Annotated in this window: 9 protein-coding genes and 2 pseudogenes; 3 read left to right on the plus strand and 8 right to left on the minus strand. The window is 57.8% G+C overall.

Annotation, left to right across the window (positions count from 1 at the left end; genetic code table 11):
- Positions 1-35: 35 nt before the first annotated feature.
- Complete coding sequence (locus BF12_RS0115175) at positions 36-1,463, minus strand: sodium:solute symporter family protein (protein ID WP_024953011.1); 1,428 nt, start codon at positions 1,461-1,463, stop codon at positions 36-38.
- A 124-nt stretch (positions 1,464-1,587) separates the two neighbouring features.
- Between BF12_RS0115175 and BF12_RS0115180 the strand changes: the two genes are divergently transcribed.
- The gene (locus BF12_RS0115180; RefSeq protein WP_024953012.1) at positions 1,588-2,643 is read left to right on the plus strand and encodes a LysR family transcriptional regulator; all 1,056 of its coding nucleotides are present in this window, start codon (positions 1,588-1,590) and stop codon (positions 2,641-2,643) included.
- Here the strand turns inward: BF12_RS0115180 and BF12_RS0115185 are convergent.
- The 7 genes and pseudogenes from BF12_RS0115185 to BF12_RS23595 form a co-directional block, all read right to left on the minus strand.
- On the minus strand, positions 2,640-4,187 hold the full coding sequence (locus BF12_RS0115185) for an aldehyde dehydrogenase (protein ID WP_051511060.1): 1,548 nt from the start codon (positions 4,185-4,187) through the stop codon (positions 2,640-2,642). The two genes, BF12_RS0115180 and BF12_RS0115185, sit on opposite strands and share 4 nt — an antisense overlap.
- Positions 4,184-5,500, minus strand: coding sequence for a Zn-dependent hydrolase (locus BF12_RS0115190; RefSeq protein WP_024953014.1), 1,317 nt, complete (start codon positions 5,498-5,500; stop codon positions 4,184-4,186). Before BF12_RS0115190 ends, BF12_RS0115185 begins: the two co-directional genes overlap by 4 nt.
- 1 nt (position 5,501) lies before the next feature.
- Positions 5,502-7,261 (minus strand): annotated as a pseudogene (locus BF12_RS20455) (thiamine pyrophosphate-binding protein).
- A 28-nt stretch (positions 7,262-7,289) separates the two neighbouring features.
- Entirely contained in the window at positions 7,290-8,087 is a 798-nt protein-coding gene (locus BF12_RS21300) for an aldolase/citrate lyase family protein (protein WP_144727631.1), read from the minus strand.
- A 3-nt stretch (positions 8,088-8,090) separates the two neighbouring features.
- Positions 8,091-9,380: a TRAP transporter large permease gene (locus tag BF12_RS0115205; RefSeq protein WP_024953016.1), complete on the minus strand. Its 1,290-nt coding sequence runs from the start codon at positions 9,378-9,380 to the stop codon at positions 8,091-8,093.
- Complete coding sequence (locus BF12_RS0115210) at positions 9,377-9,967, minus strand: TRAP transporter small permease (protein ID WP_248623734.1); 591 nt, start codon at positions 9,965-9,967, stop codon at positions 9,377-9,379. Before BF12_RS0115210 ends, BF12_RS0115205 begins: the two co-directional genes overlap by 4 nt.
- Before the next feature lie 2 nt (positions 9,968-9,969).
- Positions 9,970-10,991 (minus strand): annotated as a pseudogene (locus BF12_RS23595) (TRAP transporter substrate-binding protein).
- A 1,404-nt stretch (positions 10,992-12,395) separates the two neighbouring features.
- On the opposite strand from BF12_RS23595, the gene BF12_RS22090 reads away from it, so the two are divergent.
- Positions 12,396-12,710 carry a hypothetical protein gene (locus BF12_RS22090; RefSeq protein WP_156941192.1) on the plus strand — a complete coding sequence of 105 codons (315 nt, stop codon included), beginning with the start codon at positions 12,396-12,398 and terminating at the stop codon, positions 12,708-12,710.
- A gap of 86 nt (positions 12,711-12,796) precedes the next feature.
- The gene (locus BF12_RS22095) at positions 12,797-13,378 is read left to right on the plus strand and encodes a hypothetical protein (RefSeq protein WP_156941193.1); all 582 of its coding nucleotides are present in this window, start codon (positions 12,797-12,799) and stop codon (positions 13,376-13,378) included.
- Positions 13,379-13,383: the final 5 nt, after the last annotated feature.

Below are 13,383 nucleotides of genomic sequence, written 5' to 3' on the forward strand. Positions count from 1 at the left end.
TGGCCTAACCTCTGCATCAACGCCAGCAAGCACTATCACTCTGCGTTGGACGTTGTCGTCAGCGGTGATCGTGCCTGACGCAAGGCGAGTGGCATCAGTGCCAGTGAAACGGGTAAGCCAATCATCACCGGATGCAGTCCGAACGGATGCCCAAGTATCTGCCACATGACGGCAGTGGCGAGACCGCCCCACATCATGACCTGACCGCCACGCGGATTCGGCGTACGGCAACACAGCGCCACTATCGTGGGGACCAGTACCCCGCATACCAACATGGCGCTGCCCAGGATCCAGATATCCAGCAAGCGCGGCGCATAGAGCGCAAGTCCCAGTGAAATCAATGACATGGCGATCACAGAGTGGCGGCTCATGCGTAGCATGAAGGCATCATCACGGCCTTTCATGCGCGGTTTGATGACGTCATTGGCAATCGACGAGGCACCCGCGATGAAGAACGAATCCGCACACGAGATGATGGTCGCCAGCAGCACCACGACCATGCTGACCATCAACGGCAATGGCAGGGTCGCCTTGATGATGGCATAGAAGGAGAGATCCGGATTGGTGACCGCAATGTCCAGCCCCAGCCTGGCGAAGCTGCCGATCAAGACCACCGCCGCACCGACCAGCAGCGTGAAGACGATGGCCACAGCGTAGCCGGTACGTGCCGCTCTGAGGCTGCGAGCGGCCCAGAAGCGTTGCCACAGGTCCTGACGCACGAACTGATAGGCACCGATGGTCAGCATGTAGACCGTCAATTCGTGGCCGGAAATGCCGGTCAGGCTCAGGAAGTCAGGGCTGTCAGTGGGCAGCGGCGCGGCCGACATCACCTCCCAGCTACCGCTGGCAAAATAGACCATGCCCAGCAGGAAGAAGATACCCAGCGTTTGCAGGGTGCCGAGGATGGCGTCTGACCAGATCACCGCCATCAGGCCACCCAGCCAGGTCTTGGCGGTCAGCAGTGCCCAGGTCAGCAGGATGCCCACCGGCAGTGCCAGCCCGAAGACTAGCTTGAGCACCGTGGCCACCGCGACGAATTGCATGCCGGTGATGGCGGAGTAGGCGCACAGCACACTGATCAGGGTGGGGGTTCTTACGCCTTCACCGAAGCGACTGACCAGAAAGTCGGCCAGTGTCACCATGTTCAGGCGCTCACCTTCAGAGTGAATCCTGGCGATGAAGAAGTAGAGCGCCACACCGGCAACGGTCATGCCGACCGGTAGCCACAGCTGGCCAAGCCCGAACGCATAGCCCTTGGAAACGAATCCCAATAATGTGGACCCTCCGACGGCGGTACCAATGAGTGTGCAGATCAGCGGGAAGGTACCGGTGGATCGTCCGGCAACATTGTAGTCGTCATAGGTCTTGATGCGGCGGAAGAAATAGAGCGAAAGCCCCATCATAAATACGCCACATGCTATGATCATGATCGAGAGGATGAAGGTTTCTCGGCTATTGAACATCGTCTTTATTTCCGCTTTCTTGGTATTGTATTTAACGTCATAACAGCGTGAGTTGTCATAGCATATTGCACAGGCAAACTCGACTGTCGTACGGATTTTCTCACGACATACAGGAAAAAGTGACATGCGGCCTATTCATGACACGCTGGACTGGAATCTACTGCGCACCTTCATTGTTATTGTCCAAGAGGAGAGTGTCAGTCGTGCAGCCGCACGTCTTTACCTGTCTCAACCCGCGGTCAGCCTGTCACTCAAGCGGCTGGAAGAAAGACTGGGGCAGCGATTGATCGAGCGTGATAGTCACCGCTTTCGGGTGACATCGGCAGGGCAGGTAGTCTATCGCGAAGCGGTGGAGATCTACGCCAATGTGGCACGTCTGGCGTCGGAGGTGGGCAATAGTCAAACGGAGATTTCCGGGCATGTCTCGCTCCTTTTCGTGACTGGCATTGAATGCCGTTTCCTTGATAGCGTCTTTGCACGCTTTCATCGCTGTTTCCCCCAGGTCACCTTCTCGATACAGGACATGTCCAGTCACGAGGTTCAGCAGGGCCTGTTGCAGCGCCAGGGGGCATTGGGAATCTGTCTGGCCCGCCAGACACCGGACCAGCTGATGTCACAGGTGTTGGTACGCCAGAGTTATCACTACTTCTGTGGCCAGACCCATCCGCTGTTTGGCCGCCAGAATCTGCCCCTCGAGGCGCTGCGCAGTGAGCGCTACATCTCGTTTGGCAGTGAGCAGCTGGATGGTGTGTTGTCGCCGCTGGCGATGTTCCGCGCCAAGGAAGGCCTGCAGGGGCCAGTGGTCGGCCAGTCCAGCAGCCTGCAGGAAATCCAGCGCATGGTGCATGCCGGCTGGGGCATCGGCTGCATGCCGGAACACATCGTCAGGCGCGAAGTCGAACAGGGTCAGCTGTGGCCGCTGCCGCCCTATGGCGGTGTCGCGGATATCGACCTGCATCTGATGTGGCACCGCGAGGCGCGCTTCAGTGCGGCCGAATCCACCTTCGTCGACTTCCTGCATAACGCACTCGCCAAGGTACCGCTGGAAGACCGCCTGCATCGCGGCCTTGAGTCCGTGCGTGCGCCAGAACCAGATGCCAAGACGGCAGCGCCAGAGAATCGATCGTCCGATACGCCGCGAATGATTGATTCCCTGACACTGCCGCCTGCGGATACCTAGTAGTCGAGATTGATCCAGGTGGTCTTCAGGTCTGAATACTTGTCGAGGGCGTGCAGTGACTTGTCACGCCCGAAGCCAGACTGCTTGACGCCACCGAAGGGCACGCTGATATCGCCATCGGCGTAGCAGTTGACCCACACCAGCCCCGCCTTCAATCGACGCGAGACACGGTGGGCGCGGGCCAGATCGCGCGTCCACAGCCCCGCCCCCAGGCCATAGACTGAGTCGTTGGCCATCGCGACCGCTTCATCCTCACCATTGAAGCGCGTCACGCCCAGCACTGGCCCGAAGATCTCTTCACGCATCACGGTGCTGTCATGGGCGCCTTCCACGATGGTCGGTTCCAGATACCAGCCGCCTGCGCACGCTGCGCTCGGTGGCAGCGAACCGCCTCCCTGATGCAGTGTCATGCCTTCCGCGAGTGCTGTCTCGACGAACCCCAGCACCTTCTGATGATGATCAGCGCTGACCAGTGCGCCCATGCGCGTGGCCGGGTTGAGCGGATCACCGGCCGGCATGGCGCGGGCACAGGCGATCAAGCGCGGCATGAAGTCGTCATAGATGGCGTCATCGACATACAGACGTGAGCCCGCGATACAGACTTCGCCCTGATTGATGAAGATGGCATCAGCGGCCGCGCGCGCCGCCATGTCGAGGTCCGGGCAATCGGCGAACACAATATGCGGCGACTTGCCGCCGCACTCAAGCCACACACGTTTGAGGTTCGACTCGCTGGCGTAGCGCATGAAGCGCTTGCCGGTGGCGGTAGAGCCGGTGAAGGCCAGTGCATCGACTTCCATGTGCAGGCCGAGTGCCTGTCCTGCCACTGCGCCCAGCCCTGGAGTGACATTGAAGACGCCCGACGGAATGCCGGCGTCAGTGGCCAGTGCCGCCAGACGCAGCGCACTCAGGCTTGAGGATTCGGCCGGCTTGAGTACCACGCTGTTGCCCAGCGCCAGCGCCGGGGCGAACTTCCAAGAGGCGATCATCAGCGGGAAGTTCCATGGCACTACCGCCGCGACCACGCCCAGCGCTTCACGGGTGATGGTGGCGTGAACGTTCTCGCCCGTCGGTGCGATCTCGTCATAGTGCTTGTCGATGGCCTCGGCATACCAGGCCACCGAGCGGGCGGTTTCCGCCAGATCAAAGCCCAGGCTGTCACCGATCGGCTTGCCCATCTCCAGTGTCTGCAACAGCGCCAGCTCTTCGGCATGCTCGCTGATCAATGCCGAGAAACGCTGCAAGACTGCCTTGCGTGCCTGGGGTGACTGACGCGACCAGATGCCAGAGTCAAAGGCACGCCGCGCCGCTATCACGGCGCGGTCGATGTCCTGCTCGGTGCAGGCGGTGATATGCGCGAGCACTTCACCGGTCGCCGGATTCCAGGCCGGGAAGGTATCGCAGCCGGTGCTTTCGACATACGCCCCGTCAATGAAGGCGCGGGTCTCGAAGACGAGCCCTGCCGCGCGTGCTTGCCAGTCGGCATGCGTCAGCGGGGCGGTAGAGGCCTGAACCGAAGTCGCCTGATCAGAAGAGGTGCTCATTGCGCAGCCTCCTGCGGGTTGGCAACGACACCGGCACGTTCCAGCATCGCCAGCAGCAGAACATTGGCGCCGTCTTCGAGATCCTCCGGTTCGGCATTCTCGCTCTCGTTATGGCTGATGCCGTCCTCGCAGGGCACGAAGATCATCGCGACCGGATTGATGCCGGCGATCTGCACGGCGTCATGGCCCGCGCCGGTTTCCATGTCGCGGAAGCTCAAGCCGAGATGTCGACTGGCACCGCGCACCATCTCGATCAGCGCCGGCGCGAAGGGCGTCGGCGGAATATGCTGCACTTCGATCAGCTCAACCTCGACGCGCTGCTTGTCGCTCTGATTGGCCGCGTGATGCTTGAGGCACAGCGCCTTGAGTCTGGCGTGCATCTCGGCGAGCACTGGAGGTTCGAGGTGGCGCAGGTCAACGCTGAAACGCACCTGGCCCGGAATCACGTTGCGCGAGTTGGGATGCACATTGAACTCACCACAGGTCACGCGGCCGTTGGGCTGGTAGTCATCGGCCAGCGTCAGGATATCGCTGACCAGCGCGCAGGCGGTCTTGAGCGCATCGCGACGGTAGGGCATCGGCGTCGGTCCGGCATGGGCTTCCTGACCGCTGACGACGACATCAAACCAGTGCAGGCCGAGGGAGCCGGTGACGGCGCCGATGGTGATGGCTTCTTGCTCCAGCACTGGGCCCTGCTCGATATGCGCTTCAAAATAGGCCCCAAACTCATGGCTGCCCACGGGCACATCACCGGCATAGCCGGTGCGTTCCAGCGAGGCGGCAACGCTGTCGCCGTCGCGGTCGGTGGCGGCCAGTGCCTTCTCCAGCGGGATCAAGCCTGCATGCACACCAGAGCCCATCATCACCGGCACGAAACGGCTGCCTTCCTCGTTGGTCCAGATCACCACCTCCAGCGGTGCTTCGGTCTCGATGCCGCGTTCTTGCAGCACGCGCATGACTTCGAGTCCGGCCAGCACGCCGTAACAGCCGTCGAACTTGCCGCCGGTCGGCTGGGTGTCGATGTGACTGCCGGTGGCGATGGGCGGCAGGGCATTGTTACGGCCTGCACGGCGCGCGAAAATATTGCCGATCTGATCGACGCGCAGTGTCAGGCCAGCGGCTTCCAACCAGCCGGTGACCAGCTCACGACCGGCGCGATCTTCCTCGGTCAGTGCCAGACGGCAGTTGCCGCCCTTGGGGGTAGCGCCGATCTTGGCCAAGGTCATCAGCGCTTCCCATAGGCGCTGGCCATCGACGCGCAGGTCGAGCGTTTCAAGAACATGATGAGGTGACTGGGGAGATGTTGTGCTCATGTCAGACTCCTGCCTGTGCGGTGGTCGCGTTGCGGGCCAGGGCATCTTCGCGAATGCCGCTCAGCAGCTTGCCGGGGGCGATGCCGTCCGGGTCATAGCGCAGCTCGATCAGGGCCGGCAGGCGCTCGCGATCAGCGAATTCCAGCGCGCGCGTGAAGCTTGCCTCGAAGTCTTCGTCCTTCTCCACCACCTGACCGAGACCGCCATAGGCCGTCACCAACGCCGCGAAGTCAGGATTGGTGAAGGTCAGCGCGATCTCACGGCCCGGGAAGTCGTTCTCCTGATGCGCACGGATGGTGCCCCACATGCCGTTGTTGAACACCAGTACCACGATGCCGACGCGATACTGCAGTGCCACTCCCAACTCCTGCATGTTCATCTGGAAGCAGCCATCACCGGCGTAGCAGACGGCGGGGCGCTCCGGGAACTCGAGCTTGCTGGAGATGGCGGCGGGCAGGCCGTAGCCCATCGAACCGACGGTCGGGGCCAGCGAGCTACCCAGCCCGCGGAAGCGTACATAGCGGTGGGCGTACAGTGCATAGTTGCCCGCGCCGACGGTGATGCAGCCCTTGCCGTCGAGGATGCGATCAACCGTCAGGCTGACCTTGTCCAGACTCAGCGGGCCCGGCGACGGTTGCTCTTCCAGCGTGGCCAGATAGGCGGTGCGGGCAGCGCGAGTGATGTCAGACCAGCGCGGTGCACTGTCCGGTGACAGGGTGGAGAGCGCCAGCGCGAAGCCGTTGACGTCGGTGTTGATGGCCAGTGTCGGCTGATAGACACGGCCCAGCTCTTCGGGGTCGGCGTAGACGTGCACCAGCTTCTGTGTCGGCACCGGTGACTGAATCCAGCTGTAGCCTTCGCTGGTGGCTTCGCCGATGCGCGTGCCGACTGCGATGACCAGGTCACTCTCGACCAGCTGCTGACGCAGTTCAGCGTGCATGCCCATGCCGACGTGACCGGCGTACTGCGGCAGTTCGGCATCGACGCATTCCAGGCGCCGCCAGGCGACGCCGGTGGGGATGTCGAAGCGCTCGGCGAAGCCTTCCAGCGCGACCTGGGCATCACGGGTCCAGCCACTGCCACCGACCAGCAGGAAGGGGCGCTCGGCACTGGCCAGCAGGCGCTTGAGTTCATCCAGCTGCGGCTGTCCCGGGTAAGTCATCAGGCGCGGATGCGGCTTGACGTCCGCGACCTGCGCCTCGCCCCACAGGGTATCTTCCGGCAGCGCCAGCACGACAGGCCCCGGACGCCCACTGCGCGCGACCTGATAGGCGCGAGCGATGTATTCCGGAATGCGTGAGGTGTCGTCGATCTGCGCGACCCACTTGGTCATCTCGCCGAACATGCGGCGGTAATCGATTTCCTGGAAGGCTTCGCGCTCGATGAAGTCGCCCCCGACCTGACCGATGAACAGAATCATCGGCGTGGAGTCCTGATAGGCGGTATGCACGGCGATGGAGGCGTTGGTGGCGCCCGGGCCACGCGTGACGAAGCAGACGCCCGGCTCGTTGGTCAGCTTGCCGTAGCTTCGGCCATGTAGCCCGCGCCACTTTCCTGACGGCAGACGATGGGCTCGATGGCGCCCTTGTGTTCATTCAGCGCATCGATGCACGGCAGGTAGCTTTCGCCGGGCACCAGGAAGACACGCTTGGTGCCGTGCAGACGGATCTGGTCGACGAGGATCTGTCCGCCATTGCGCAGCGGGTATTCAGAGGCAGTGGAGAAACCGGTGGTGTCAGAAGCAGCGGTGGCCTGAGTCATGGAGGTGCTCTCGTTATTGTTGAGGAGATCAGAAGTGGGTTCGAGACGTCGGCTCGAGAAGTGGCATCGCCAGCGGCATCAGGTCGCTCAGCGCTTCCAGTTGTTCGGGGTGAATCACGCAGCGTGCCTTGAAGCCCTGCTGATTGGCCCAGTGTTGATCAGTGCCCAGGCCATTCTTCCAGCGCCATGGCCCGTCGATGGCCAGCCGCTGATGTGTCCGGCAGGCGGTCGCCAGTCGCACGCGCCACGGCTTGAGAGTCTCGGTGATCAATGTCGGGTCCTGGGTGGTCGATAGACCAAGATCAAGCGCCAGATCACCGGTGCCAATCAGCGCACCCAGCAGGCGTGGCGTATCGGTCGCCGGTGCGAGCAGCTCATCAACCGCCATCAGGCCTGCCTGGCTCTCGAGCGTGGCGATGCCTTTCAGGCTGCCTGTCGGTAGCTGATGCAGGCGTTCCTGCTCTGCGAGTGCGTGATCCAGCGTGACCAGATGCTCGCGGCACTCGACCGCCGGGAGAAAGACGGCGGCAGGACAGGCAGTGATATCGCCCATCGCATTCGTGATCAGGGCAGCCAGTTCTTCGCGCCCACCTTGCTCCAGCAGGTTGAGACGTACCGCCGGCCACAGATGCAGGCGACGGGCACGTCTGGCGAACTCGGCGAAACGACTGATCGCCAGTGCACGTCCTTCGGGGGCGGTGAATTCCTCGAGATCCACCACGATGGCGTCGGCACCGCTTTCCAATGTGGCGTCCAGCCGTACGGCATCGTCACCTGGCACGAACAACCAGCGCTGTGGCAGGGTCTGGTCAACAGAAGTCGTCATCACTTAGCCCTCCATCAGGTTGGGCAGGAACAGCACGAGTTCCGGAATGAAGGTGATCAACATCAGCACGCAAATCATCGCGCCCAGCATCAGTCCCAATGGGCGCAGCGAGTCACTGACGTTGATGCCGGCGATACGACAGGCCGCCATCAGGTCAATGCCCAGCGGAGGCGTATTGGCACCGATGGCCAGGTTGACGGTCAGCAGCACCCCGAAGTGCACCGGGCTGATGCCGTACTGGGCCAGCAGCGGCATCACGATCGGTGTCACGATGATGATGATCGCCACGCTTTCCATGAAGGAACCCAGCACCAGCAGTACGGCGGTCAGCAGCAGCAATACGCTGATTCGGCTATCGGTGAAGTCACCAATCAGTTGGGCGATGGCCTGCGGCACCTGCTCGTAGGTCAGCCCCCAGGCGAACATGCCGGCGGCGCCGATGATCAACAGGATGGCGCCGGTGGTCTCGGCGGTCGCCTTGACGCTATCCAGCATTCCGCGCCAGGTGAGGCTGCGATACACGCAGGTACCGATGATGATGGCGTAGAGAATCGCGGAGGCCGCGGCTTCGGTGGGCGTGAACACCCCGAAGCGAATGCCGCCGATGATCATCACTGGCACCATCAAGGCTGGTAGCGCACTGATGAAGGCGCGGCGACGTTCGCCGGGCTTGCGTTCAGCGACACCCCCGGACCAACCATGCTTGCGTGAGGTGTAAAGCGCCACGCCCACCAGCGCCGCTGTCAGCATCAGGCCCGGCACGATACCGCCCATGAATAACTGACCGACCGAGGTGTTGGAGGTGGTGCCGTAGACGATCATCACGATGCTGGGCGGAATGACGGTGCCGATGGAGCTGGCAGTCCCGACCAGCGCACTACTGAAGCCCTTGTCATAGCCGTTGCGCGCCATGGTCGGTAGCAACATGCTGCCGATGGCGATCACGTCCGCGACACCGGAACCGGACAGCGCACCGAACATCATGCAGGCCAGTACCGCGACCACGGCCAGACCGCCGCGAATGTTGCCAACCATCGCCATGCACAGCTTGACCAGACGCTCGGTCAGTCCGGCACGGTTCATCAATTGTGCGGCGAGCACGAACAGCGGAATCGCCAGTAGCGTGAAGCTTTCCATGCCGGCGACGAATTGCTGCGCCGACACCATCATCGGTGCCGCACCGAAGGCCAGCAGGTAGACGAGTGCCGACATCAACAATGCGAAGGCAATGGGAATGTCGATCAGGATGCCCAGCGCGAATACGCCGAGCAGAGCCAGGGCGCCGAGTGTCATGAGGCATCTCCTTGGCGAGATGAAGCGTTGTCAGGCGCAGTGGCATCCGTCTCGTGAACATCGGCTCCGATGGCCGAAGGGCTCAATAGATGCTCAAGCTGGATCAGGGCCATCGCGGCGCAGCACAGCGGCACGGACAGGTAGACGATGCCGGCCGGAATCTGCAGCGCAGTGGTGGTCTGACGCATGGTGATCACGGACAGGTCATATCCGGCCTTGGCCAGCATCAGCAACATGATCAAGATCAGCGCATCGGTGATGCGGCCAGTGATACGTTGCACCTTGAGTGAACGCACCAGCAGCGGCAGTAGACCCGCACTCAGATGAGTGCGGTTGCGCGTGCAAGAGACGGCGGCCAGCAGGGTGGTCCACACCAGCACCAATTGCGGCAATTCTTCTGCCCAGTGCGGTGGCTGACCCATGACCCAGCGCATGAATACCGTCCAGATCACCAGTGCCGAGAGCAGCGCCACGCCGCTGGCCGCCAGGGCCAGACAGCCCTGGCAGACCCAGCGTGACAGGGTGATGATCAAGACGCGCGCAGCAGACATGACTGAGGGCTTGGCGGAAGGAGAGAGGAAAGCCATGCTTACTCGCCCTTGCGGTACTGCTCGACCAGGCCCATCAGCTCAGGCCCGAAGACGTCGGCATACTCTGCCCACACACCCTGCACCTGCGCATTGAAGGGCGCGGTATCAACCTCATTGACCTTCATGCCCGCCGCTTCTAGCTTGGCGACCAGCTCGGCGTCGTCCTGCTGAGTCATGGCGCGCTGCTTGTCACGCCACACATCGGCGCTCTGCTGTACGGCTGTTTGATCGTCAGCGGAGAGCTGATTCCAGCTGAAGTTGGACATGGTCAGACATGCCGGTGCCCAGACGTGGCCGGTGAGGGAGACGTAGTCCTGCACTTCGCTGAACGAGGAGGAATAGATGATGGCCAGCGGGTTTTCCTGGGCATCGAACACGCCCTGCTGCAACGCGGAGTAGAGTTCACCGAAGGACAGCGGTGCAGGACTGGCACCCAGTGCGGTGAAGGTGTCCAGACGCATCTTGTCTGGCGTGACGCGAATCTTGAGGCCAGCGAGATCTTCAGGCGAGGTGATCGGGCCACGGTTGTTGGTGACGTGACGGAAACCGTTTTCCCACCACGACAGAATCTTCATGTTGTGCTCGTCGCTAGCGCCTCGAGCGCGTCGCCCAGCTTGCCATCGTAGGCGGCATAGGCGTGCTCGCGGTCCGGCCAGGAGTAGGGCAGTTCGACGATACCGAAGCGGGCATCCAGCGGCTGGAAGGAACCACAGCCGATCACGCCAGCCGGTACGCTGCCAATCTGCATGCCTTCGACGACGGTCTTTTCGTTGCCAAGCTGACCACTGGGGAAGACCTGGAAATTGACGCGACCGTCGGTCGCCTCAGCCACGTCCTTGGCGAAGCCTTCGGCAGCGATGTTCCAGCTGTGCGTCGGGGCAAGAACATGACCCAGCTTGATATCCTGAGCCTGAGCGGCGCTCAGTGGCAGGGCGGTGGCAGCCGCGATGGCAGCGGTCAGTAGAGCAGGCTTCAACAGGACGGATTTCATCGGGACACCTCTTGGAGTTGTTATGGTCATGACAGGCGTCTCTGTGTACGCCTTGACCCAAGAGTGTGTTCTGCTCGTGTATTTCGGTAGTTGCGAATTCTTATTCTTGGTATTAATCAGATTTATGCTGGGTCTCGATGCCAAGCCAATCTGGCAGTGAAGTCTTTTATATACCGTTATATTTTCGAGCTGTTACTAGCAAGCCTGAGAGAGATCTCACAGAAACGCTTGTGATCAGGATATTGGGCGGGGCGTCAAAGATGGGGATAGTTATTAAAATCTTCTAGCAATTGATTATGTGCTATCTATTTAGTCCAAAGGGTACGATGTACATAGTACAAACCATTACAGCTTTAGACTAAACGTCCCACCATACTTTTACTGAATATAGCGGAGCGCAGCAGTATTATTTCAACTTATGTCCTCTCGTTAGCCAAATAAATAATTATGAATTCGCGCATCGCCTAGCTTTCGTAGATGGCATCTCCGGTAGTCTCGGCAGCTAGAGTATATCACTTTTTGCATGAGGTAGATTCGCAGTATGCGCTCAAGTTCGCTAGTGGGTGCCTCTGATCGAAATTTTACGAATTAGGGTGTAGACAGAGCATTGATCAACCCTTTCTCACATAGCATCACCTACGCTATGTCACTAATGATATTCGGAGAGTGACTATCTTTTTAACCTGATGTTTCTGCTTAAGCGAACGATATTTACTTCATCTGATGGCTATGACGGGCGATGGAGAGATAGTATATGTTATACTCCACCGAAGTTGATCAAGAAGCAACACTAAGTCTGTATAGTATTAGCTTAGAGCGCTTGTGTGATGCTCAGAGTTGGTTGTAGTTGCATGCCGTATACATTGGCATTATAATGCATTTTGAATGGTAGCTGTAGGGTGCACTTTTTAAAATATATTTACAGCCACACCTTCTTAAGTAAAGGTTAAGCGATTTACAGTTTGTAAATAGTGGCCCGTTAGTCTGTTCGCTAATTGACATGGATAATTACGATGAGCTCAATATACGAAGAAATGATAACTTATTTGCATGTATTAAGCCCTAAGTTCGTCAACAGCTCTATAACGGATAGCTTTACCATACTAGTGGGATTTATTGCTATAGGAATACCATTAAGTCTACAAGTAGTATCTAGAGCAACTGAGAGATACAAATCGGACTATCTGGTGAAATATCTTAGCAGCTGGAGGTGTGTTACACCTCAAAGTATATACTGGGCTTCAATTTCCTATATTAGTTTGGCTTTGATTTATAGGGCGTTAGTATTCAAGTTTGAGCCTGGAGAGTACCCTATATATGTTTATTGTTACGCTTGGGTTTTAATGCTCGTATACTCTTTTCTTTTATTAGTTGTTGGTTTTTGGTATCACCACCTTTTTACACAGATGTCTAAGCGCCCAAAGGAGATATATAATGATCTTAAAAAGTAAAATTAAGTGTTTGGGTTTCTTAACAAAAAAGAGTGATCTAGAAAAGTTAAAGGCTAGGATTGAAGTTTCAAGAGAGGGTTTGGTAAACAATCCTTTGGATATTGATCTTGAAACTACTATCACGGAATTGAGACTGGAAGTTGTAACTTTAATTTATAGTGGTAGTTGGGTAAATCCTCTTCCGGAATCCCATAAAATTATTGTTGATATTTTCATACTGTCATTCAATGAGGTTGCTTCAGTAGCAAAAAGGAATAATCGAGGACTATATTTCTCTGCTCAGCGTTCAGTTTTTTGATACTAGGTTATATATTCAATCATCCAGAATTTAGTGAATTGTATAATTATTGGCGTGAAAGACAATCTGCTAGCAGTCTACAATTAATGCAAATGATGTATAGCGAGGCCGAGCGACAAAACCATGAACCTAGCCTGTTTGGTGATCTTTATATAGAGGGTGAGTGGCTTGGATATGTTTTTGGTAGGTTGTACTTAAAGAGTCGTAGCTCAGTTAATCCACAAGGTATGCAAGAAGCATTGAGATTATGGGAAAGTTTTGTCTCGCTGTCAGCTATGAGCAAACCCAATCGAATACCTAAATTATTTGGGAATATAACATCTAGTGCTATAAGTGCTGTTAGTAAGAATATGAATATCCCAATTCTGCGAGATAAAAGAGATGAAGTGTATGTCAGTTATTTAAAATGGGTTGAAAGATTTAATGGCATAGACAGTGCTGGGATTGTAAGCATTAACCAGTATGAAGCAGCATACTCTGTACTAAGAGGTGAGAAAGTATATGGTGAGTGGTCTGAATTCAATAACTTGTTTGAGGCCTCTCATTTTTATCAAAATACTATTTGTAATAAAGAAGACGTCTGGAAGGCCTGTATCCAGAAGTCTGCTTTTGATTCTATTGCTTACATGTATGGCATATGTACTTATCATGGATGGCGGTCTCAATAACCAAG

The organism is Cobetia crustatorum (assembly GCF_000591415.1).
Classification (GTDB): Bacteria; Pseudomonadota; Gammaproteobacteria; order Pseudomonadales; family Halomonadaceae; genus Cobetia; species Cobetia crustatorum.

What these genes read in the sequence shown, in the direction of transcription:
- BF12_RS0115175 (WP_024953011.1), bottom strand. Translation starts at nt 1,463, where the DNA reads ATGTTCAATAGCCGAGAAACCTTCATCCTCTCGATCATGATCATAGCA.
- BF12_RS0115180 (WP_024953012.1), top strand. Translation starts at nt 1,588, where the DNA reads ATGCGGCCTATTCATGACACGCTGGACTGGAATCTACTGCGCACCTTC.
- BF12_RS0115185 (WP_051511060.1), bottom strand. Translation starts at nt 4,187, where the DNA reads ATGAGCACCTCTTCTGATCAGGCGACTTCGGTTCAGGCCTCTACCGCC.
- BF12_RS0115190 (WP_024953014.1), bottom strand. Translation starts at nt 5,500, where the DNA reads ATGAGCACAACATCTCCCCAGTCACCTCATCATGTTCTTGAAACGCTC.
- BF12_RS21300 (WP_144727631.1), bottom strand. Translation starts at nt 8,087, where the DNA reads ATGACGACTTCTGTTGACCAGACCCTGCCACAGCGCTGGTTGTTCGTG.
- BF12_RS0115205 (WP_024953016.1), bottom strand. Translation starts at nt 9,380, where the DNA reads ATGACACTCGGCGCCCTGGCTCTGCTCGGCGTATTCGCGCTGGGCATC.
- BF12_RS0115210 (WP_248623734.1), bottom strand. Translation starts at nt 9,967, where the DNA reads ATGGCTTTCCTCTCTCCTTCCGCCAAGCCCTCAGTCATGTCTGCTGCG.
- BF12_RS22090 (WP_156941192.1), top strand. Translation starts at nt 12,396, where the DNA reads ATGATCTTAAAAAGTAAAATTAAGTGTTTGGGTTTCTTAACAAAAAAG.
- BF12_RS22095 (WP_156941193.1), top strand. Translation starts at nt 12,797, where the DNA reads ATGCAAATGATGTATAGCGAGGCCGAGCGACAAAACCATGAACCTAGC.